The sequence below is a fragment of the Paenibacillus sp. 453mf genome (assembly GCF_900116105.1).
Taxonomy (GTDB): Bacteria; Bacillota; Bacilli; order Paenibacillales; family Paenibacillaceae; genus Paenibacillus; species Paenibacillus provencensis.
This window is the reverse complement of the sequence record NZ_FPAC01000007.1, coordinates 1-23,167: the sequence shown is the minus strand read 5'-3', so window position 1 is coordinate 23,167 and position 23,167 is coordinate 1. Positions and strand designations below refer to the sequence as shown.

The window sequence follows — 23,167 nt, the reverse complement described above, 5'->3', positions numbered from 1 at the left end:
CAATAACATGACTCTTGCAAAGGAGGGACAGTAGATGGACAAAAGGTTTAATACGCCGGGCGGACGAGTCTTTGACGTATTCAATTACCTGATTCTCAGCATCTTCGGGATCGTCACCGTGCTTCCGTTTCTATATATCATCGGCAACTCGTTTGCTACGGAAGCCGAAATCACGGCGCGAAACTTCTTTCTCATTCCACATGATATTTCCTTCAGTGCGTATCAGTACATCTTTTCATCCTCTACGATTTTTAAGAGCATTGGTAACTCGGTATATATTACGGTTGTGGGCACACTCGTTAATCTGCTGTTCACACTAACGATGGCGTATCCACTCTCCCGCAAGGATTTTTGGGGAAGGAATGTCATCATGAATCTTGTCATCTTCTCCATGCTGTTCGGGGGAGGGATGATCCCGACCTATCTGGTCATTCGAGAACTGGGGCTCCTGGATACCTACTGGTCCTTGATTCTGCCGGGCGCCATTGGCGCTTTTAACCTGATTGTCGTCAAGAACTTCTTCCAAGAGCTTCCTGCAGGACTGGAAGAGGCGGCACGAATTGACGGTTGTACAGATCTCGGTGTATTTTGGCGCATTGTTCTTCCCCTATCCAAGCCGGTCATTGCTACTTTTGCGTTGTTTTATGCGGTGGGGCATTGGAATAACTTCTTCTCGGCGCTCTTATATCTCTCAGACAGTGCCATGTGGCCGCTGCAGGTCATGCTCAGGCAGATCGTGCTGCTCTCGCAGGGCACGGCCGGAGATATGGCGAACATGGATCCTAATTTTGTTCAGCCTCCGGAGCAATCCATTAAGATGGCGGTCATCGTCGTAGGCACGATCCCAATTCTGCTGGTTTATCCGTTCCTTCAAAAGCACTTTGCCAAAGGCATGCTGCTTGGTTCAATCAAAGGTTAATCCAAATCAACGATTAAATGGGGGTACTGTTTATGAAACAAGCCAAGAAGTCGGTTAAGCAATCCATCAAAGTTCTAAGCACTTCGTTCCTTGTGGCGGCTATCCTTGCCGGTTGCTCGTCCTCGCCAGACGGTAATGGTGAACAGGCGCAATCAGGTGCATCGGGAGGAGAGGCGGCAGGCAAACTGCAGCTTGGTATTATGGTACCGAACTTTGAAGCGGAAACGCCGGCTGCCAATAATCCCGTCATTCAGAAGCTGGAGGAGCTGACGAATACGGAGCTGGAATTTCAGTGGGTGCCCAGCAGCTCATACGAAGACAAGTTCAACATTACACTTGCTTCCGGCAAGCTGCCGGATGTCATGGTCGTTCTCGGTAAATCGCCAAGCTTCATCAATGCTGCACGCAACGGTGCCTTCTGGGAACTGAGTCCTTATCTGAAGGATTATCCGAACTTGTCCCAAGCGAATGAGATTATTCTGAACAACGCCTCGATTGATGGGAAGACTTATGGAATATATCGTGCACGTGTATTGGGACGTAACGGGGTCACCATCCGCAAGGATTGGCTGGATAATCTCGGCCTCAGCGTGCCGACGACCATTGATGAATTCTACAACGTAATGAAGGCCTTCACGGAAAATGATCCGGATGGCAATGGGAAGAAGGATACGTACGGGCTGATCGCAAGTAAATTCAACGGTCCTTGGGATATCATGTCGGTGTGGTTTGGTGCACCGAATCGCTGGGGTGAGGATGAGAACGGCCAGCTCGTTCCTGCTCACAAGACACCACAATATTTGGAAGCGCTCAAATTTTTCCGCAAGCTATATGAAGAAGGACTCGTCAACAAAGATTTTGCGGTCATGGATGCATTGAAGATGCCTGATCTTATGGTCAATGGAAAAGGGGGTGTCATGGTTGACGTAGCCGACAACGCCCAGCGGATCGATCAGAAGGTGCTCGAGAAGGATCCGAATGCAACGGGAGCCATCGACGTGCTGCCTGCCATGGTTGGACCTGAAGGGCACCGTGATTTGCCGACATCCGGATACTCGGGAATGATCGCTATTTCGAAGAGCGGCGTGAAGACAGAAGAGGAATTGAAGGAAGTGCTCACCTTCCTAGACAAGCTGAACGAGGAAGAACTGCAGATGCTGATGAGTTTAGGCATTGAGGGTACGCACTATGAGAAAAAAGAGGATTATATCGTACCGAGTACGGATAAACAGATTTTGCGCGATTTGAACGGTACGAATCAGATCTTGATGTTCATTCCGGAAACGCGGGGTCTCAGCGTAGAGCAGACGCCTGTCCGCAAGAAGGTCGCTGAAATTCAGAAGGCAAATGAAGAGATTGTCATCCCTAACCCGGGCGAGCCTCTGATCTCGGATGTGTATGCGCAAAAAGGACCTCAGCTAGACAACATCATAAATGATGCCCGTACCAAGTTTATAGTCGGTCAGATTGATGAACAAGGCCTGCAGGAAGCATTCGAGCTATGGGAGACAAACGGAGGCACGGAATATATCGAGGAAATAAACAAGCTGTACGCTGAGGTTAAACAGTAAGAGCTCTTCATTAACAAGCAGCATCCATAGATGAGGAGAGCGGGATGTCCCCTCTCCTTTTCCGTTGATGAACCATTTGAACGAAAATAGATCCTTACTGAGGAGGTGGCTTTATGTTGGCGTCGCAAACGTTCCAGAATCCGGGTAACGAATTCAGAGTGCAGCCCTTTTGGTTCTGGAATGGGGAGATGGATGAAGAGCAAATCGCATTCCAGATTGCCGAAATGGCGAAGCAAGGCGTTGGCGGTTTTTTTATCTGCGCAAGACAGGGGCTGACCATTCCTTATCTATCACAGGCTTGGTTTGACAAGGTAAAGGTTGCAGTGAGTGAGGCGAAGAAATATGGACTTCATGTGTGGCTATACGATGAGTATCCTTATCCCAGCGGAATGGCGGGAGGCGAGGTCACTCTCGAAATGCCGGAGGCGAAGCAGCGTACGCTGGAGCATTACACAAAACAGGTCTCTAGCGGGTCAAAAGTGTCTTGGACGCTGCCTTGGGCTGTTATTTTGTATGCGAAGGCCATTCGGCTGGGAGAGAAGGGGAATCGGTTATGGGAAGAAACGATCGATCTTCGCAAATCCATCGGAAATGTTCAGCTTGAACAGGTTTACCAGGAGACGGGGCTTACCTCCTATAATCGCAAGCGATTCTTCACCTATGAAACGGCATTTCAGCTCGAATGGGACCCTCCTGCGGGAGAATGGGAAATTCTCATCTTCATGGAAGAGGAAATAAGAGATTTTAAATATTACGGCAATTATGTAGATCCCATGAATGAAAAAGCGATGAAACGATTCATTGAGCTGACACATGAACGGTATGAGGCGGAATTGGGAGAAGAGTTCGGGGGCGTCATCAAAGGGATATTCACCGACGAAATTGCGCCGCTGGGCCGCATACCTTGGTCATCGCAGCTGCCTGCTTTTTTTAAATCACAGAACGGATATGATCTGTTGGAGCACTTACCGGCACTGATTTGCAGAGATGCAAGGGATGCTGCCCGAATCCGCTACGATTACTTTCAATCTGTCCATCTGCTGCTCAGACAATCCGTGCATAAGCAGGCCCATGATTTCTGTGAAAGGACGGGTATACAGTATGCCGCAGAGGTTCCGTCTGTCCGAATGACGACACAGCTGTACAGTCATCTCCCTGGCGGAGACTCGGCGCACGAGAAGATCGGAAGGTCGCTGTCCTATATCCTTGACAGGTATGGACTCAAGATGCGGGATAATCCGAAGATGGTCAGCTCTCTCGCAAGACAGCTGGGGAGAAAACGAAATATGATTGAGTGCTTTCACAGTGTGGGCTGGTCGATGACATTGCAGGATGCCAAGTGGATGATCGACCGAATGGCGGCGCTGGGTACGAATTTTTATAATTTTCATGCCTTTTTCTATACCATTGGCGGTCTTGCGAAGCATGATGCTCCTCCATCGCAGTTCGTACAGAACCCGTATTGGCCTTATTTTCGAGAGCTGGGTGATTATGTGGGGCGAATCAGCTATCTGATGTCTGAGGGATATGCAGATATTCGAATTGCCGTGCTGGATCCGACAACCTCCTTCTGGACCTTAATGGGCAATCCACTGCATGGATTCAGCTATGCAGGTGTCGACGAGGAGGAGAAGGAGGAGCTTGAACTGCTTAAGCAGGAATGGCTTACCTTGTCCACGCTTCTGCTTAAGCACCGCCGGGATTATGATCATCTCGATCCAGAGCTGCTCGCTAGCAGCACAGTGGACGATGGCAAAATCCGTATTGGCGAAGCCTGTTACGATGTGCTGATACTGCCGCCGCTTAACAATCTGGAGGCAGAACCATGGCAGAAGCTATCCTCTTATGTCCAGGCTGGCGGCAAAGTGATATCCATCGGTAGACTTCCGAATGAAATTATACAGGATGCAAGTCCTGCGAAGGAACAGATAGCAGCACTGCTGAATGGCGAGAACGCCCGATTTATCCGTACAGATGAGAGCTTGGAGAAGGCTTTTACCAGAGAGGTGCTGCCACTGCTTGATCGATGGGTCCCTGAAGCCGTCGCTTTAGAAATTAAGGAGGACCCCTTAGCTGTGCTGCAGCAGATTCGGTGGATTTCTAATCATCAGGCGCTTCTGTTTGTAACGAATCAGGAAGGAGAGCCGATAAGCGCAAACCTGAGGATCGATGCGGAGGAATTCAGGACGAGAATGGGTAAAGGCGATGACTCACAAGGCCAGCTCTATATAACGATGAATCAAATATCACTGGAGACGGGAAGTGAAAATGCAGCAGCTGCACTTACGCCGCTCTACTCTGAAACAAACAGTTTGACCGGGTATGAACGGTCTATCGAACTGGCGCCTTACGAAGCCCGGGCTTATCTAATCGATTGCAAGCCTGAGGCTATTCAGACAGCAGAGACCGTAACGGTATCTAATCGATGCTGTCAGGAAGTATTGATCCCCTTATCTGGGACCTGGGAGCTTACGGCCGCCGAGGAGAATAAATTGAGGCTTGGCGAGTTCTCTTTGACCGTCATGGATGCGGATGGCAAGGTGCATATCCGTGGCGCCGAAGTTACGGCCAAACCCTTCATTGACCAGGTTGCCAAATGGGGCAGCGAAGGTCTTCCCATAAGGTTCAATCAAGTGTTCGGTACGCCGAAGCAGGCTCAGCTGGCTTATCCTTTGTATGCAAGATATGTTGCTGAATTCGATTGCCGTACCAAGTTGAGCCACGGTCTTCTCTTCTTTGACCGGCATGCAATTTCGGGGGAATACACCCTTGATGTGAATGGAAGACGGCTTACAGGGGACGAGTTTATGTCTGTCAACATTACTGATCACAATAACATCGCTGCAAACATAGGCGCTTACCTCTACGAAGGCATCAATAAGATTGTGGTTGAGGTTCGAATCGAGAAAGACGATGACGGACTTCTAGATCCTTTAATGCTCTCAGGCAGCTTTGGTGTTTATTACGTGGGTGAACAGCTTGTGCTTGATCTGCCGGAGCAGACCGGAATTCTCCAGCCGGAGCCTGTGGAGGGCTATCCGTATTATGCGGGCACAATGCGTTATCGCCGTACCTTTATGTATTCAGCACCAGCCATTCAGAATACGGATAAATTCGAGCTTACCTTTGACGATTTCCGGATTCAGGATGTTGTCGAGCTCCGTGTAAACGGTCATTCACTTGGTGTCAGAGCGTGGTCGCCCTACCAGTGGACAGGAAGCACCAACATCCTGAAGGATGGAGAGAATGAAATCGAAGTGAGTGTAACGGGAACGCTGATCGGGCTGCTCGAAGGAACTTATTTCGATCAGGAAGAGCATGGTCTCAGGAATGTGAAGGAATGTTATCGCAAGCCAATATCGCTGTTTAAGGAGAGAACCTGATATGAGCAAAAAAACGTATGTACTTGTCGGCACGGGTGGAAGAGCTGGATTTTTCTATACGGCACTGGCCAAAGATTTTCGGGAGCAGTCGGAGCTGCTGGCATTTTGTGATACGAATCAGACACGGATGAATTATGCAAATCAAATATTGTCCGAGCAATGCGGATATCATGAGGTTCCGACCTACAAGGATCATCAGTTTGATGAAATGATTGAGGTGCACAAGCCGGATTATGTCATCGTCACAAGTATTGACCGGACACATCATCGTTACATTATTCGCGCCATGGAGCTTGGCTGTGACGTCATTACGGAGAAGCCGATGACCGTTGACGAAGAGAAATGCCAGGAGATACTCGATACTGTGGAGCAGACGGGACGAAACGTCAGAGTGACCTTCAACTACCGCTATGCTCCTCATCACACGAAAGCTCGCGAGCTTATTATGAACGGAACGATCGGTGATGTGCATTCTGTGCATTTTGAATGGCTGCTTAACACTCAGCATGGGGCTGACTACTTCCGCCGGTGGCACCGGGATAAGCGAAACAGCGGGGGGCTGCTGGTACATAAATCAACACACCACTTTGACCTCGTTAATTTCTGGATTGGCTCCCAGCCGGAGACCGTGTTCGCTTTTGGAGACCTGCTCTTTTATGGTAAGGAAAATGCCGAGAAACGCGGTGAGCGTCATGACTACCCGAGGGCGACAGGTCACGCGAATGCCAAGGGAGATCCGTTTGCGCTGCACCTGGATCAAAGTGAGGGATTAAAGGCCATGTATTTCGATGCGGAGCACGAGGATGGCTATCAGCGTGATCAGAATGTGTTCGGAGATGGAATCAGTATTGAAGACACGATGGGAGTTCTCGTCAAATACAAGAACCGTGCTGTGCTTACGTATTCCTTGAATGCCTATATGCCGTGGGAAGGCTACCGAATTGCCTTTAATGGAAGCAAAGGCCGGATTGAGATGAACATTGTGGAGCAGTCTTATGTGAATGCCGGTGGTGACAGAGCCATCGAAGGCGCCCTGCAGGGACACAACATCACTGTATATCCCATGTTTGATGCTCCTTACCGTGTCGAGGTGGAGGAAGGCGAAGGAGGGCATGGCGGTGGAGATCCGGTGCTGCTTAATGATCTGTTCGGGGAACCTGTAGAAGATCCGTTCCATCGTGCAGCCAATCATGTGGACGGTGCCAGATCCATTCTGACAGGCATTGCAGCGAATAGAGCCATACGCACAGGACTACCTGTTCAAATTAATGATCTCGTCAAGTTCTATAACTGATCCCTGCATTTATCTAATACAGCTACTCTATTTCAGTATAAAGGAGCGGATAAGATGCGTTATTTTCACGAAAATGAGTCCATTGCAAGTCGCACTCACGATGCTATAGAGGATGTGTTGTCCACCATTGCGCAGCGCTATATCGGTGATAATCCGAAGCAGTCCTTCTTGTTCAGGGCGTATAATGAAGCAGGCTTTCGCCGCCTGCCTGATTACAGATATGAGATGAATTTGAATGAACGTCTGCCGGATGCACCGTCAGGAAGCTATGCCTTTATTTGGGGGAAGCTGTGGAGTCAGAATCCGAATGAAACCAAGCTGAATATGAACCTGAGCTGCTATAGCCCGGTAACGATATACGTGAATGGGGAGCAGTTCTTCAAATCCGATCTTCATCAGGAGCTGTTTCCCGACAGACGCTGGCCGCTTGCAGTTCCGGTTCAGTATGGCTGGAATGATATTGTGCTCCAGTTCGTGAAGACCGATGTCGGCTTTGGCGGTGTGTTTGGTACGGGATCCTTTAAAAATTTCCCGCTGCACTTCATTAATCCGAGCGCTGATCGAGACAATCAGGAGGGATGGCTGTACTCGGAGGTTTTTACGAATCCAGAGCAGGAGCTCCCTAGACTTGGAATGAAGGAGAAGGACACGGATCTCATCTGGTATCCTCGCCAAAGCTGGACGAAGGAGGAGCGCGATCAGGGGGTGTTTGGCAGAATTTACGGGCTGGAGCAATCGCAGACGGCTTATGCATGGAGCACCTTCTACGTCAAACAACCGGAGGGCAAGCCGGTTCGGATTAAGGGGCGTCATGATGGAGCACTATCGCTGTATGTCGATGGTGAAGAAGTCTATGCTTCAAGTACTTCTGGTGAGATTGATCTGAGGCTTCCACGGATATTCGGAGCCCATCAGCTAATCGCAAAAGGAACCAATACAGAGGAAGCGGCTGCAAGGTGGGGATTCGAGCTCAAGGACTTCGGACGTAACAGCGGGGTAAGCTGGAATTCGCCTTATTCGGTGGCAGGCAGCCAGGATTCATGGCTGTATTTAGGGCCTTTCGATCCTTCTAACGAACCGCAGCTGAGCACCGTTCAAGAAGTCCACCGAATCCATGGAGACGATTCTAGAGGTGTATACTATCGGATTGATCTTCCGAATACAGTCATTAGACCTTATCTGGAGAGCACACATTACGGAAAATGGAATTATCCACTGGGTGTGACACTGCTCGGCTTAATGCAGACCGGGACTGAGCTGGGCGAGGAAGCGTATGTCCGCTATGCTGTGGAGCATATTTCGCTCAGCACATCCTTTGATAAGTATGGATTATGGGACAGAGAGACTTATGGGGCAGCAGGAATTAACAATCAGCTGTCCGCTATAGATAGTCTGGATGACTGCGGATCCTTTGGAGCAACGATGCTGTTTGCAATGGAGCAGGCTTCTATTCCGGGCGGCAGGGACACTGCGGATCGGATTGCCAAGTACATGAGGGAAGATCAGGAGCGTCTTCCAGACGGAGCTTTTTTCCGAAGAAGAGGAGCGGCAGAGATGAGACAGGAGACGATGTGGTGTGATGATCTTTATATGAGCACTCCGTTTCTGACTCGTTATGCGAAACTGACCGGTGACAGCACTTATCTGGAGGATGCAATCCAGCAGTTTCTGCTGTTCAAGCAATATCTCTATATTCCAGAACAAAAGATCATGTCGCATGTGTATGATTTTGTCAGAGGAAGCGCAACAGGCATTCCATGGGGAAGAGGCAATGGCTGGGTGCTGTTTTCACTGACAGAGCTGCTGACGATGCTGCCGGATACGCATGAGAAGCGACCTGAGCTGCTTGGCTTCTACCGTGATTTATGTGAAGGATACCTTGCGCTGCAAGGAGAGAACGGCCTATGGCATCAGGTACTGAATCGCCCGGACAGCTATGAAGAGAGCTCCTGCACTTCGATGTTTATATACGCTTATGCCAAAGGCGTGCGTTTTGGCTGGCTGGAGGATACGGGCAAGTATGTGGATTCCGTGTTAAGGGGCTGGGAAGGTCTCACCCGGATCGCTATTGACTGCAAAGGGAATATATATGGGGTCTGCAGAGGGTCAGGATATTCCTTTACCGCTTCATACTACAAGGATGATCTCGGATGGAACCTGAATGATACTCACGGAATCGGCATTGTGCTGCTCGCAGGGGTGGAAGTATTAAGAATGCAGGTGGCCCTTAGGGAGAGTGCAGATACAGATGCTTTTGCGGTATCAGGCCATCACTAAGTGAACTAAGACACTATTGTGCATACAAAAAAGCCTTCTCTTCGTAACGGAAGAAAGGCTTTATTTGCATTGTATTCGATAAACCAGCCACGCCCCGATCAAAATAACTCCAGCTGCTCCGGCTCTTCGTCCTGCTTCTTCCGCATAACTTCAGAAGCCAGCGGCTGCGGTGCCATACCGAGCATCGTCATCAATTGCTTAGCATTTGCAGCGGCATCTCCGCCGGAGTTGTTATTGAAGACAACGCAGATCTCCTGGCTTTGCTCTGTTAGTTGATCCAGTCGTTTCTTCCATTCAGAGAGCTCCTCCTCATTGTATCGGTAGAGATATCTTACCTCTCGCCAATTAGGGGCCCCGCTCTGATGCCAGCCAGAAGCGTTCCGCCCATGGAACCGAACGATGCTGAGATCTGCATCTGTAGCGCTCAGTATGATCGGGATGGAACCCTGCCCTGCATTGGGCTCGTCGCAGATGCTGTGGATCCAGCCTTCCTTTTTCATAAAGGCAAGCGTTCTATGCATTATCTCACCTTCAAACCAGCTGCGGTGTCTGAATTCAAGTGCGCAAGGAATATGCTGCATGCGCTGCTTGATACTGCGAAGCGTACCCACGTTCTCTCGAGTACAATCGAACCATGGAGGGAACTGGAACAATACCGCTTTCATCTTACCTTTCTCGATCATGGGCGCGAGAGACTCCAGAAAAGCGGCATACATGCTGTCCGTATCGGGAAAATACGGTTTACCGCGCAGGTGGCCGGTCATGCCTTGATATGCTTTGACAATGAAGGAGAAATCGTCGGGTGTTTCCTCTGCCCATCTTGCCATTCTCTCCGCCGGCTGAACCGCATAGAAGGAGCTGTCGACTTCTACAACGGGAAAATGGGTACTGTATTCGATCAGCTTGCCCTTCGGTTTCGTACCGGGCAAATATAAGTCGTCATGGTCTCCCCAGCCGGTCAGACCAATGTTAATCATCGGAATCCCTCCTTAATTAAGGGTGTACTCATTATTAATCTGTATTAAGTCATTATAAATCATGATTTCAACCATGTTCAAACAGGTCGATTATGGAGTATCCTTTAGAATGACGCCATTAGGAAGGAGGCCATTCATGAAACTGCCGGAATGGACACATCACGAACAAGAAGGAATTATACAGGTCAAGATCACGATGTCATTCCCGCTTAGGTGGGTGAACAGCTACATAATTCGAGGCGATGACGGAATTACGGTAGTTGATCCGGGGCCGCGTTCCCCTGTAACAGAAGCGGAGTGGGACAAGGTTTGGTCCGAGCTCTCAATTCGTCCGGAATCCGATATTAAACAAATTGTACTGACTCACCATCATCCTGATCACTATGGTCTTTCGGGCTGGATGCAGGAGCGGAGTGGTGCAAGCGTATGGATGTCTAAGAGGGCACATGCAGAAGCACAGTATATGTGGGGAGAAGCTGCTGATATCAACGACCGGCTGCCTGATTTTTTTAGAACACATGGCATGACAGAGGAGTGGGCGCAGCAGCTGAGACCTCATCTAGAGAGCTTTGATAGCGAGGTGCTGCCTGCGCCAAGTGTTAGTTATATAGAAGATAACCGATTTGAAATGGCTGGAAGGCACTTCTCTGTTATTGAAACAGGTGGACATGCCCCGGGTCATCTGTCTTTTTATGAAGAGAGCACAGGAGTCATCCTGTGTGGAGACGCAGTTCTTCCCCAAATCTCACCGAATGTAAGTCTGCTGCCGGGGAGTGATGAACAGCCTTTGCGTATTTTTATAGAGGGATTGCATCAGCTGTCTGGACTTCAGGTGAACAGAGCCTTTGCGGGACATCGACACCCTTTCACTGGTTTTGAGAGTAGGATTCAGGGACTGCTGAAGCATCATGAGGAACGTCTTGATGAGATTGAAGGGATGCTGCAGGAGGGGAGCAAGACGGCTTTTGAGGTATGTGTGAAGCTGTTCGGGACGAAATTCGGTATTCATCAAATGCGATTTGCTATGGCAGAGACACTGGCGCATTTGGATGAGTTGGTACGGCTGGGCAGGGCTGTAATGGAGCTGTCAGAGTCAGAAGAAAAGATGATGAAATTTACTCGAAGCTAAGCGCGTACTCCGGATTCACTTGAATAGGATTCTTCTAATTCATTCGGAATGTACACGTCAACAAAAAGGTACCGTTCACGAGATGAACGGTACCTTTTTGTTCATATAGCTTCCGTGTGCTCTTTTTACAATTCCTCTTCGGCAGCATCCTTTACAGGCTCATCTCCAAGCTCAGCTTCGCGCTCAGCCTGTTTGCGATGGGCGATCCGGCTGCTGGCCGCTGCAGCGACTGCACCGACAATGTCATCTAGGAAAGTGTGAATATGCTGATCCGATTTATCGTTCAGACGCACGAGAACTCCAGGCTTCGATTTGTCCACATATCCATAATTCGTAAAGCCGATGCTTCCATATACATTGACGATAGAGAAAGCCAGAATCTCATCGACCCCGTATAAGCCTTCATCGTATCGGATCATATCCTGCAGAGGCTGAATAAGCTTGCCCTCCTCGGCTAACAGGTCAAGCTGAATGCCGGTAAGGACCGCATTCTGGACCTCGCGTTTACTGAGCACCTGCTCCACATTATGTACGCATTCCTCCATCGTTAGATCCGGATAATAGTCCTTCTGCAGCAGCATAACCAGCTCTGCAATTTCCGAAGTTTTAACTCCTCTTTTTTCGAGCCACTCCCAGGTGGCCTCGGCTACTTTTCGGCTGTTCAGGCTGTAAGGAATTTTCTCCATTGGTATCAAACCGCTCCTCTTCATGTCAATTAGTAAGACCTTATAAGCAAAATCTCAAACCCGCAGTTTCAGTTTCTCCGACTGTTCCGAATACAAACCGTGAATGTTAAATTATTTAACCGATTTTTGACTTTTTGATTCCAGAGGACTATGAACAAAATGGGTGACCCATATTCCCTGCGTGCGATAAAAACTATTCACTTAATAAATATGAATTCATTTTACTGCTAGTTATTTTTTTCTGTTAGAGCTCGTATACATAGTAGTACAAACTGTACAAAATTGTTAGGAGGACTTATCACATGAGCCGTTTCCATCGCAAGGTAAAAATGATATCTGCAGCAGGGCTGCTCACCGTTCCTGTGCTGCTCACCGGATGCAGTATCTTCTCTTCTCAGACATCCGAAAGTGTTGATGCTCCCCCGCCTATTCTTGAATCCGCCATGATTCAGGCTGCAGAAGGCAACGGAGAGATGGTTAAGACGGAACAGATGACAGTATATCTGAAAGATCAGAATGGACTTCTCGCTCCTGTTTCAATGTCACTTCCGGCTCTCCCTGATCTTACTTTTGTGGAATCCTCACTTGCAGCACTCGTCTTAGGCGGTGCTTATTCGGGATACATGCCTGAAGGTTTTACGGGAGTGCTGCCACAAGGAACGGAAGTGATGGATGTGACGGTTACTCCGGAGGAGAAGCTGGCCGTTGTTGAATTCAATTCAAAATTCACTGAATACACTCCAGAGGAAGAGCGTCAAATTATGGAGGCCGTGACCTGGACGCTTACCGGAAATCCGGATATTCAGAACGTACAGCTATGGGTAGATGGCAAAAAACTGAATGAAATGCCGGTGAATGGGACGCCGATTGCTCAATCGCTCACCCGGGGAATAGGCATCAATCTGGATCTGGGTAATCATTTGAGCACAAATTCCAGCCCGGTAACAGTATACTTCTCCGATGAATCCCCTGCAGGAGAACAGTATTATGTACCGGTCACGAGACTGGTTGAGCCAAGCACGAATCGTGTGGAGTCCGCATTGTCGGAACTGATCAAAGGACCTGAGAGTGAAGGACTCGAGATGGTGCTGACCACGGCAACATTGCTGGAGTCGGTAGTCACCGGCGAGGATGGCACAGTTTCGGTAGCGCTGAAAGACGAGATGTTTGCAGAAGGCGATCCGATCCCGACGGAGCTGCTTCAATCTGTTGTTCTAACGGTGGCGGATAATTCAGGCATCGCTGATACGAAGGTGCAAATTACGTTTAATGATCAGCAGACGGTGATAGGTACTGATGAACAGAACTATGGCGAGCCTGTGGCGAAACCGGAATATATTAATGAGATTGGTATCTAAGGCATTGCATCTGTAAAGGGTGCTTTTACAAAAGCATTTTGGTAGAATGATAAGGACTAATACAGGACGCTTAAGACGTAGGAGGCAATATCATGAGATCTAACGGACGTACCAGCGAACAGCTGCGACCGATCACAATGACAGTGGGTACCAACAAATTTGCGGAAGGCTCCGTATTCATAGAAGTAGGAGATACCAAAGTCATATGTACAGCAACAGTAGACGAGAAGGTGCCCCATTTCATGAAAGGACAAGGCAAGGGCTGGGTAACTGCCGAGTACTCCATGCTTCCTAGAGCAACACAGACTCGGAATCAACGCGAGGCAGCTCGCGGTAAACTAAGTGGACGTACGATGGAGATTCAGCGCCTCATTGGACGCGCATTAAGATCCGTCGTTGACCTGCATGCGCTTGGAGAGCGTACGATTACTTTGGACTGCGATGTCATTCAGGCAGATGGAGGAACCCGTACAACCTCAATTACCGGTTCATTTGTCGCAATGGCGATAGCGATTGACAAAATAGCACAGCAGCACCGGCTGCCGGTGTTCCCTATCGCTGATTTTCTGGCTTCTGTCAGTGTCGGTGTTGTTCAGGACAAGGCACTCCTTGACCTTAATTATGAAGAAGACTCCAAAGCCAAAGTGGACATGAATATTGTCATGACAGGAAGCGGAGAATTCGTTGAGCTGCAAGGAACGGGGGAAGACAGACCATTCAGCCGCAAGGAGCTGGACGAACTGCTTAGCCTTGGCGAGCATGGTATTCTTCAGATGATCGAGAAGCAGAAGGAAGTGCTGGGACCGATTGCACTTAAGATAGGCTCGCGTAAGATTGGGGAGGCTTAATCGACAACATGAACAATTTGGACAGCCCAGTCATTATCGTCGCCACAAAAAACAAAGGAAAAGTACGTGAGTTTGCACATGCTTTTGCCCGGATAGGCAAAGAGGTAAAGAGTATGTACGATTACCCTAACGTACCTGATGTGGTGGAGGATGGCACGACTTTTGCTGAGAATGCTTGGAAAAAAGCGAAAACCGTAGGCGATGCCCTTGGCCTGCCGGTTCTCGCCGATGATTCCGGATTATGTGTTGATCTTCTGGATGGCGCTCCCGGTGTATATTCGGCGCGTTATGCTGGCGAAGGTGCTGCGGACGGGGAGAACAATGAGAAGCTGCTAAGTGAGCTTGAATCACGCAAGCTGGGAGAGGATACAGAGCAGCCGCTCCTAAGCCCGGCCCGGTTTGTCTGTTCACTCGTGCTGTATGATCCGGCAACGGAAGAGAAGCTGGAAGCCTATGGTACAGTTGAGGGTTTCATTACTTCAGAGACTGCCGGCTGCGGCGGGTTCGGCTATGATCCGCTCTTCTATCTTCCAAGCTATGAGAAGACGATGGCCGAGCTCAGCATGGATCAGAAGCAAGCGATCAGCCATCGCGGTGCGGCACTACGAGATTTGATGTCCAAGCTTGGCGGATAACAATATTTAAGGAATATTAAAGAAGACCTGCGGTCCATTAGCAGGTCTTCTTTATGCTTGCTCTTACGTTCGAGGGTTAACGAATCGTTACTTTATAAGTCTTTAACCAGTTGTTTACTTGAGTCAGGTAAGCAAATAACTGAGGTCCGGACATCAGCTGGCCAAACCAAGGGTTGTTGGAGGAAGCTTCCTTAGAGGCTGCCATATCCTTGATTTTCTTCACATCCAGCAGAGGAAGTACTGGAGATGCGGGATCATCCAGCACATCGAGCAATTGCTGCCGAACACTTTCCAGATAAGCGGGGTTATGCGTTTTGGGATAAGGACTTTTTTTGCGGTAGAGCACGTCATCAGGCAGGATACCTTCTAGTGCCTTGCGCAGAATACCTTTTTCCCGATTGCCAGTTATTTTAATCTCCCAAGGGATGTTAAATACGTATTCCACAAGCCTGTGATCGCAATACGGAACCCGAACCTCCAGCCCTACACCCATACTCATCCGGTCCTTACGGTCAAGCAGTGTTGGCATGAACCGGGTAATATTAAGATAAGACATGACGCGCATCTGTGCTGCTTTACCCGTCTCTCCAGCAAGAAGAGGAGTCTCCGCCACCGCATCCGAATAGCGGTCATTCAAATATTCAAGCGGGCGCGTCCATTCAGCGATATCCGGGGACAATAGACTGGCTCTCATCTTCGGGGCGACAGCCCATGGAAAAGTACCTGAATTCAGCATTTCATCGCGATGAAACCATGGATATCCACCGAATACTTCGTCTGCGGCTTCTCCTGAAATGGCAACGGTAGCCTTCTTTTTTATTTCCCGGCAAAACAAATAAAGCGAGGAATCAACATCTGTCATCCCCGGCAAATCTCGAGCGAGCGTAGATGCGTTCAAGGCTTCCACGACTTCCGCCGTATCAAACTCCATAAAATGATGATTCGTCTTAAGCTCAGCAACCATTCGCTGGATATAAGGGGCATCCGAATTTGGCTGGAAGGAATGGGCTTTAAAGTGCTTGTCGTTATCGACATAATCGACAGAGAAGGTGTCAATATTCCCTTGCCCGTTTCTTTTGTAATATGCTACGGCCAAGGCAGACAGGGCGCTGGAATCCAATCCCCCGGACAGTAACGAGCCAAGCGGCACATCCGAAGCAAGCTGCCGTTCAAGTGTATCAATGAGCAGACTTCTTACCTGTGCTGCCGTAGCGTCCACATCGTCTTCATGGGGCTGGCTGACGAGCTTCCAATAGGCATAAGAGCGAAATCCGTTTCTGCTAAAAGTGGCAGCATGCCCGGCACGAAGCTCCTTCATCGAGGAGTATACTCCGTGACCTGGTGTTCTTGCCGGTCCAATAATGAATACTTCAGCCAAACCTTCGGGTCCGACGACGGCTTCGACCGCTGGATGCAGCAGCAGTGCCTTGGGTTCAGAGCCGAACACGAGCAAATCTCCTTGATCACTGTAGAATAGAGGCTTTACTCCCAGCCGGTCTCTGGCCATGAATATATGTTCGCGCCCGCTATCCCATATGACAAAGGCAAATATTCCATTGAAACGTTCAACACATTCTGGTCCCCACTCCGCATAGCTGGCAAGCAGCACCTCGGTGTCACAATTGGTTTTGAAGTGATGTCCGCGGTTCTCCAGCTCTTTTTTGAGTTCAGGTGCATTATACAGCTCTCCATTATAAACAATGGTATATTTCGTATCTCCATAATTCATGAACATGGGCTGTGCCCCATTCTCCGGGTCCATGACGCTCAGTCTGCGATGGCCGAAGGCACAAGGATTCGAGATCCAGGTTCCACCTGCATCGGGTCCGCGATTTGACATGCTTTCCGTCATGCGGACAAGCAGTTCTGATTCTTGGGTAAGATCACGATTCCATTGTATAAATCCTGTTATACCGCACATGACTGTTCATCCTTTCTTTTACATAACTTCTAAAGAGGCTCATTTAACAGCGTGTGGAGAGCGGTCATGCCTCATCCCCTTTTTTCTTCACGAGCAGTACTAGCAAATATATGCCGAAAATAGGCATAAAATGTCTGTCCACATCCGAAACTAGAAGTGGCGAACATATTAGTGTTAGGAGCGATGAATTTGACCAGAAGCCTGTATTTCGTTTCTGTTGGCGGACGTTCTGTTCTTGATGACCAGCAGGCAGCATCGTACGAGTGGGTTATTGAGGCGACGCCTGAACAAGCAGATTATTTAAGAGGGCTGCTTAGTTTGATGCAGGAAAAAGAAGAAGAGGCATTTCCAGGCTATATTTTCCCGTGGCCCGATACCGAAGAGGCCTCCGTCAACTCGTTATATGAGGAAGCACTTCAAAATGTGTATAACGAAATTTATCAGCTGGGTACGAGAGAAACTCGCAGTCACTTGGCGCAATATGGGGTTATACGTCACAGTATCAACGGGAACTGATGAAGGTAATGCGATTAACCTAACATAAGAACAGGAGATGGGCTCATGTATGTGATTCAAAATGCCAAAATTACAAATACCATTGAATTAAATGGAGTACCGTGTGTAGAGGTAGCAGTGGAACCGGGACAGGCGGGTGATCCTTCATTGCTTGTATATGTCGCGCAGAATGCGAATGGAACAGGCCTGGATCTGCACAGAGTGGTGCGCAATCATCACGATTTGACTCTGGATTGGTACAACGATAATCAAAATGTGGCGTTTGAGGATGCGACAGCTGTTGCATTTGAGAACAGCCAGCTTGTGACGGCCGAGCAGGAGAAGGGACAATTTCTCCAGTCCTTGCTGAATTACGGGTCGATGAACCATGACATTTTAAGTAAATTGCAAAGATAAGCTTATACTGGGCTGCAAATGAATTTGTTGACTCAAATTCTTTGCAGGCTTTTTTTGCGTATGGGGAAATAGTCGGCACATTTATTACACATAATACTCAAGTATCCCGGGGAGGTGAACACAATGACTTCAAAGTACAAGGTAACGAAGAAATACCGTCACGGTTTGGCAAATGAATTTGCTAGTGAAGTACTTGGGAAGAACAAAAATCACCAGCGGCAACTGAACAGAGCACGTTTAGGAAGCAGCAACTAACTCGGGCTACGCATAGGCCTCCATTCTTTCAGTGATGAAAGGATGGAGGCTGTCTATTATGAACAATAAGAGCTTGATGTACAGCTAATTGAGAGTAATTCAATGAATACATATCATTTAAATGTTCGAACATGATTTTATGACCTATCAGCAGGGTAAACGCTATAGGAAAGGATACTTCACACCAGATTAATTACAGATTGAAGGTGAAATATATGCACGACATCGAAATGCGGAGCAGAGAACAGGATCTGCATCATTTAACTCTCAGCATAGAGGATGCTGTCAGGCGTGGCAGCATCGAGCAGATGCACGATGAATTTGAAGAGTGGGAAGCATATGACTTGGCCACGATCTATTTAACGCTAAATGAAGCTTACCGACCTCGATTTATGGATGCGCTGGATACGGAGCTTTTGGCTGACATGCTGAGTGAGCTCGAACCAAGAGTAGAAATTGAAGCCCTGTATATTCTGAGCAAGGATCGCGCAGCTCAGGTGCTGAATCGTATGGATAATGACGATTTGGCCGACTTGATGGGCGAGATGACAGATGAAGTTAGAGAGTACATGCTCTCAATCATGGAAGCTTCAGAGCGGGAGACCGTAAGGGAGCTTATGAACTATGGACCGGAGACAGCCGGCGGTATCATGACTAACCGTTATGTGTGGTTCTATGCCAAGTACACGGTTCGTGAAGCAGTCGAAAAGGTGAAGCATTTTGCAGACCTGACGAATGATGTGCAGGATCTGTATGTATTAAATGAAAATAAAGAAGTCATAGGCCTCACCACCTATAGAGATCTCGTGCTTGCATCGGATACAGAGCTTATCGAGCATTTGATGAGGGAAAACGTGGTCAAGGTATCAGCGGATATGGACCAGGAGGCGGTTGCGCACTTATTTGAACAATACGATCTTGTATCTATCCCGGTCGAAAATACAGCAGGCAAATTAATTGGAGTTGTAACGTTTGACGATGTGCTGGACGTCTTGCGGGAGGAAGCGGATGAGGACATTAACAAACTGGCGGGTACAGACAAAACGATCGATTTTAACACTCATTTCTTGACGGCGGCCAAAAGAAGGCTTCCGTGGCTTATCATGCTGTTATTCCTTGGGTTGTTGTCCGGAAGCATTATAAGTATATTTCAGGGGACGCTCAGCCAAGTGGTGGCATTAACTTTCTTCATGCCGATGATCGCGGGAATGACCGGGAATACGGGGACGCAATCGCTCGCGGTCGTGATCCGAGGTTTGACACCACAGAACAAAATGAACGGAGGGGCCATATTACGTTTATTATGGAGAGAGCTCAGAGTAGGGTTAACGATTGGAGCTGTTTGTGGAATAAGCGTAGCACTTGTTGCAGGAATTTGGCAGAGCAGCTTTGCTTTGGGTGCAGTTATCGGTTTTTCTCTTATCCTAACCATTGTTATTGGTACGATGGCTGGAACCATTATTCCTGTTCTTCTGCATAAACTGAAGATAGATCCGGCTGTTGCCTCCGGCCCCCTTATTACGACACTGAATGATTTGTTCTCGTTGACTGTATATTTTGGTACGGCGACATTATTTATTTCATATCTGGTGTAGGTGTATATAAAATAGAAACCAGCCTGAGAGGCTGGTTTTTGATCTGTATTGCTTGTAGTTTTCAAGCTGTTTCTCTTAATGATTTAATGCCTTGATAGATGTTGTAAATAAACGTACCGAAATAGATGACAAAAAACACAATGATGTATCCTATGATCGAAGCAGGATGGTCTGCGGTGAACAGAAAATATATCAGTGGAATAGCTGCAACGAAAGGGAATACATGTGAGAATAATGCGCGTCTCGCATGTTTGGTTATGTAATCGTCTTTGGCCACTATCCATACGATTAATGGAAACAGGAAGGGTGCAAAAAAGATACTGAAATAACTAAGGGAAGATAACAGCTGTCTCATGAAATAACGCTCCTTTTGAAATTTCCTAATATTTAAATCATATTACCCTTCACAGCATGTGATGATACATAAAAAATACTTTGACAATTACAGATTATACGATATAATAAATATCGCACTGTGAAAATAAGTACATAACTTGTCCCAGTAGCTCAGCAGGATAGAGCAACGGCCTTCTAAGCCGTCGGTCGGGGGTTCGAATCCCTCCTGGGACGTATATAAGAGAGACATCCGTGAGGATGTTTCTCTTTTTCGTCCATGGAATGAGAACCCCAACTGGGGGTTCGGAAGCATTCACATCGATAGCATGGGCATCGCAGTCAGCCGCACGGCTGTACCCCGAATGGGACGGTTGAAGACATCTGTAAAGGTGTCTTTTTTACGTACGTAGGAATGAGATCCCCAACTGGGGGTTCGGAAGCATTCACATCGATTGCATCGACATCGAAGTCAGCCACAAAGGCACCTAAATAAAATCTTACAAATACCGCTTGCTATCATTACATATATATGATACGATATATTTCGCGCTTGAATTTGTCCCAGTAGCTCAGCAGGATAGAGCAACGGCCTTCTAAGCCGTCGGTCGGGGGTTCGAATCCCTCCTGGGACGTACATAAGAGAGACATCCGTGAGGATGTCTTTTTTTGCGTCCAAGGGGATGGGAACCTAAGATGGGGGTTCTTCGAAGCATAAGCATCTATAGCATCGGCATCGTAGTCAGCCGAAAGACTGTATTTTTTGATGCTATATATGCCTAATCCCAATGAATTAAGCAAAAAGATGTTTTTTTTAGGCTGGATTCGGTTATGTTAATATATTAGAGCTATACACGGATATGTAGTTTCTATATAATCAACAAGTCGATTTATAGTTGTCGTTAAACCGGATAGAGAGGAGGCAGTCATAATGAGCGATACGAACTCCCAAACCAAAGAGAAAAATATTGTTCTCTTCCCGAAGACGCTGGATTACTATCAGATTCAGCTTACCGTAATGCTAGAGAATGAGCGCTATACGGAAGCGATGAGTTTGCTTGAGTTCCTGCTTCAATGCGAAGGGCAGGAGAAACGGAATCATGAAGAATGGGAAGCATTGCTGGACTGGCTGCGCGCAGCTTTCCCTCAATATATAGATCGTGATCAAAGAGAAGACAGACGAAGTGACGAAGATTTGGAAGAGAGCGAAGAGGATTTTGCTCGTCAAAATGCCAGAAATAAAATGGCGGAAGATGGAGCATATGCAGATAAGCTGCTAAGAACGGTAATGGAAGAACCGCTGAGTGAGCAGACGATGCTGGCATTGGATCAGCTAGCCTATATCGAAACTCCGGGTATTGATCAGTCTTTGTGCGAATGGCTTCAGCAGCGTAAGCTGCATCCGCTGCTTCAATTTCGAGTGCTGCAGACATTGCGAAAAAGAGGATCGCAGGCAACCGTCTCTCTAACACGAGGGTCGGAAAAAGTGGAGGTTGAAGTGGAATCTATTCCATTGAGGCCGGATGAATTTCCGTTTCCTATCATTCGTGTGCTCGAGCTGGTGGCCGATCAGACGGAAGTACATGAACCCACCTTATTTTATTTTGCTCAGGAACTCTGGTCTCAATATGTCATGGCTGTATATGGCACGAGCGACTACCGTTCTATGCTTGAAGGTGATGATTCGACACTCGATATATGGGCTGCAGCGCTCCATGCAGCAGTCGCTGAGAGTCTGGGTGGATCACTGGACGAGGAAGAGATCAGAAGGGTTTATGAGATCACGAGTGAAGTTAGATTTAGGTTCGAGCAGGCGTACCGATCGATTAAACGATTTGTATCCGGCGGATTGGATGTGAAATAGTCGAAAACTTCCTTTTGACGGCTACAAGGGTTTACCCTTGAAATTGCATTTAATGTTGTTTATACTAAAATGGTTATTTTGTACGCGCTTGACATGGTGAACATGTGAAATTTGGAGGGGAAAGCATAAATGAAAGCAACTTGGGAAAAAATAGAGAAGAACCTTGGGGTTCTTGAAGTTGAAGTAGACGCAGATCGTGTAACTGCTGCTCTCGACAAGGCTTTTAATAAAGTCGTTAGACAAATAAATGTACCTGGATTCCGTAAAGGTAAAGTGCCTCGCTCGATCTTCGAAGCTCGTTTCGGCGTTGAGAGCCTGTACCAAGACGCAATTGATATCCTTCTTCCTGAAGTTTACACGGAAGCTGTTGACCAAACAGAAATCTTCCCTGTTGAACAACCAGAAGTGGACATCGATCAATTCGCTAAAGGTGAAACTTTCAAATTCAAAGCAAAAGTTGTTGTTAAACCTGAAGCTAAACTTGGCGAGTACAAAGGACTTGAAGTTCCTAAGGCGAACACAGAAGTTTCCGAAGAAGAACTGACTGCTGAGCTTGAGCGTCTGCAACAACGTCATGCTGAGCTGGTAGTCATCGAAGAAGGTACAGCGGAGTCCGGCGATATCGCTGTAATCGATTATGAAGGTTCTGTTGATGGGGAATTGTTCGATGGTGGACAAGCAGAGCGTCACTCCCTGGAACTGGGTTCCAACACATTTATCCCTGGCTTTGAAGAACAAGTCATCGGTCTTTCAACTGGCGACAACAAGGATGTTGAAGTGACATTCCCTGAGGAATATCATGCAGCAGAGCTTGCTGGCAAGAAAGCCATCTTCAAAGTGAAAGTACACGAAATCAAACGCAAAGTGCTTCCTGCAATCGACGATGAGTTTGCTAAAGACGTAAGTGAATTCGATACTCTTGCTGAGTACAAAGAAGATCTTACGAAGCAGCTGTCTGAGCGCAAAGCAGAAGAAGCAAAAGCAAACCAAGAGAATGTTGTTGTTGAGAAAGCGGCTGCTAACGCAGAAGTTGAAATTCCACAAGGAATGGTTAACACCGAAGTACGCAACATGATGCGTGACTTTGACAACCGCCTTCGTCAACAAGGCATGAACCTTGAAATGTTCATGAGCTTCTCCGGTCAAACAGAAGCAGATCTTCAAAACCAAATGAAGGGCGATGCTGAAAAACGCGTACGCAACAACCTGG

General features: G+C 47.8%; 19 protein-coding genes and 2 tRNA genes. 17 read left to right on the top strand and 4 right to left on the bottom strand.

Annotated features, from left to right (window positions below; all coding sequences use genetic code 11):
- Positions 1–34: 34 nt before the first annotated feature.
- The 5 genes from BM415_RS20830 to BM415_RS20810 all read left to right on the top strand — a co-directional run bounded on the left by BM415_RS20830 (position 35) and on the right by BM415_RS20810 (position 9,444).
- Positions 35–919: a carbohydrate ABC transporter permease gene (locus BM415_RS20830; RefSeq protein WP_047914474.1), complete on the top strand. Its 885-nt coding sequence runs from the start codon at positions 35–37 to the stop codon at positions 917–919.
- Between the two features lie 32 nt (positions 920–951).
- On the top strand, positions 952–2,490 hold the full coding sequence (locus BM415_RS20825; RefSeq protein WP_091161023.1) for an extracellular solute-binding protein: 1,539 nt from the start codon (positions 952–954) through the stop codon (positions 2,488–2,490).
- 113 nt (positions 2,491–2,603) lie between these two features.
- On the top strand, positions 2,604–5,873 hold the full coding sequence (locus tag BM415_RS20820; RefSeq protein WP_091161021.1) for a glycosyl hydrolase: 3,270 nt from the start codon (positions 2,604–2,606) through the stop codon (positions 5,871–5,873).
- Between the two features lies 1 nt (position 5,874).
- On the top strand, positions 5,875–7,167 hold the full coding sequence (locus tag BM415_RS20815) for a Gfo/Idh/MocA family protein (protein ID WP_091161019.1): 1,293 nt from the start codon (positions 5,875–5,877) through the stop codon (positions 7,165–7,167).
- Between the two features lie 54 nt (positions 7,168–7,221).
- Positions 7,222–9,444, top strand: coding sequence for a glycoside hydrolase family 88/105 protein (locus tag BM415_RS20810; protein WP_091161017.1), 2,223 nt, complete (start codon positions 7,222–7,224; stop codon positions 9,442–9,444).
- Between the two features lie 98 nt (positions 9,445–9,542).
- On the opposite strand, the gene BM415_RS20805 is transcribed toward BM415_RS20810, so the two are convergent.
- Positions 9,543–10,421 carry a DUF72 domain-containing protein gene (locus BM415_RS20805; RefSeq protein WP_091161016.1) on the bottom strand — a complete coding sequence of 293 codons (879 nt, stop codon included), beginning with the start codon at positions 10,419–10,421 and terminating at the stop codon, positions 9,543–9,545.
- A gap of 136 nt (positions 10,422–10,557) precedes the next feature.
- On the opposite strand from BM415_RS20805, the gene BM415_RS20800 reads away from it, so the two are divergent.
- A complete protein-coding gene (locus BM415_RS20800) occupies positions 10,558–11,550 on the top strand; it encodes an MBL fold metallo-hydrolase (RefSeq protein ID WP_091161014.1) in 993 nt (330 codons plus the stop codon).
- A gap of 125 nt (positions 11,551–11,675) precedes the next feature.
- Here the strand turns inward: BM415_RS20800 and BM415_RS20795 are convergent, their stop codons facing one another.
- On the bottom strand, positions 11,676–12,242 hold the full coding sequence (locus tag BM415_RS20795; RefSeq protein ID WP_170862582.1) for a phosphatidylglycerophosphatase A family protein: 567 nt from the start codon (positions 12,240–12,242) through the stop codon (positions 11,676–11,678).
- 296 nt (positions 12,243–12,538) lie between these two features.
- On the opposite strand from BM415_RS20795, the gene BM415_RS20790 reads away from it, so the two are divergent.
- The 3 genes from BM415_RS20790 (at position 12,539) to BM415_RS20780 (ending at position 15,077) form a co-directional block, all read left to right on the top strand.
- Positions 12,539–13,594, top strand: coding sequence for a GerMN domain-containing protein (locus tag BM415_RS20790; protein ID WP_091161011.1), 1,056 nt, complete (start codon positions 12,539–12,541; stop codon positions 13,592–13,594).
- Positions 13,595–13,686: 92 nt separating this feature from the next.
- On the top strand, positions 13,687–14,442 hold the full coding sequence (gene rph, locus BM415_RS20785; RefSeq protein WP_091161009.1) for a ribonuclease PH: 756 nt from the start codon (positions 13,687–13,689) through the stop codon (positions 14,440–14,442).
- 8 nt (positions 14,443–14,450) lie between these two features.
- Positions 14,451–15,077 carry an XTP/dITP diphosphatase gene (locus BM415_RS20780; protein WP_091161008.1) on the top strand — a complete coding sequence of 209 codons (627 nt, stop codon included), beginning with the start codon at positions 14,451–14,453 and terminating at the stop codon, positions 15,075–15,077.
- Between the two features lie 76 nt (positions 15,078–15,153).
- On the opposite strand, the gene asnB is transcribed toward BM415_RS20780, so the two are convergent.
- Positions 15,154–16,998 carry an asparagine synthase (glutamine-hydrolyzing) gene (gene asnB / locus BM415_RS20775; protein WP_091161006.1) on the bottom strand — a complete coding sequence of 615 codons (1,845 nt, stop codon included), beginning with the start codon at positions 16,996–16,998 and terminating at the stop codon, positions 15,154–15,156.
- A gap of 189 nt (positions 16,999–17,187) precedes the next feature.
- Here asnB and BM415_RS20770 point away from each other — a divergent pair, with 189 nt between their 5' ends.
- From BM415_RS20770 to mgtE, 4 genes are all read left to right on the top strand, one after another.
- On the top strand, positions 17,188–17,514 hold the full coding sequence (locus BM415_RS20770; RefSeq protein WP_091161004.1) for a hypothetical protein: 327 nt from the start codon (positions 17,188–17,190) through the stop codon (positions 17,512–17,514).
- A gap of 45 nt (positions 17,515–17,559) precedes the next feature.
- Positions 17,560–17,910 carry a hypothetical protein gene (locus tag BM415_RS20765; protein WP_091161003.1) on the top strand — a complete coding sequence of 117 codons (351 nt, stop codon included), beginning with the start codon at positions 17,560–17,562 and terminating at the stop codon, positions 17,908–17,910.
- Between the two features lie 123 nt (positions 17,911–18,033).
- Positions 18,034–18,165, top strand: a complete 132-nt coding sequence (locus BM415_RS25860; RefSeq protein ID WP_280142887.1) for a hypothetical protein — start codon at positions 18,034–18,036, stop codon at positions 18,163–18,165.
- A gap of 215 nt (positions 18,166–18,380) precedes the next feature.
- Entirely contained in the window at positions 18,381–19,760 is a 1,380-nt protein-coding gene (gene mgtE / locus BM415_RS20760) for a magnesium transporter (RefSeq protein WP_091161001.1), read from the top strand.
- A 61-nt stretch (positions 19,761–19,821) separates the two neighbouring features.
- Here the strand turns inward: mgtE and BM415_RS20755 are convergent, their stop codons facing one another.
- Positions 19,822–20,115 carry a magnetosome magnetite crystal formation protein family gene (locus tag BM415_RS20755; protein ID WP_091161000.1) on the bottom strand — a complete coding sequence of 98 codons (294 nt, stop codon included), beginning with the start codon at positions 20,113–20,115 and terminating at the stop codon, positions 19,822–19,824.
- A 141-nt stretch (positions 20,116–20,256) separates the two neighbouring features.
- On the opposite strand from BM415_RS20755, the gene BM415_RS20750 reads away from it, so the two are divergent.
- The 4 genes from BM415_RS20750 to tig all read left to right on the top strand — a co-directional run.
- Positions 20,257–20,330: transfer RNA gene (locus tag BM415_RS20750), tRNA-Arg, on the top strand.
- Between the two features lie 324 nt (positions 20,331–20,654).
- A tRNA-Arg gene (locus BM415_RS20745) sits at positions 20,655–20,728 on the top strand.
- A 296-nt stretch (positions 20,729–21,024) separates the two neighbouring features.
- Positions 21,025–21,957, top strand: coding sequence for a hypothetical protein (locus BM415_RS20740; protein WP_091160998.1), 933 nt, complete (start codon positions 21,025–21,027; stop codon positions 21,955–21,957).
- A 129-nt stretch (positions 21,958–22,086) separates the two neighbouring features.
- Positions 22,087–23,167 (top strand): trigger factor (tig, locus tag BM415_RS20735; RefSeq protein WP_091160996.1); only part of this gene is annotated, 1,081 nt, incomplete at its 3' end.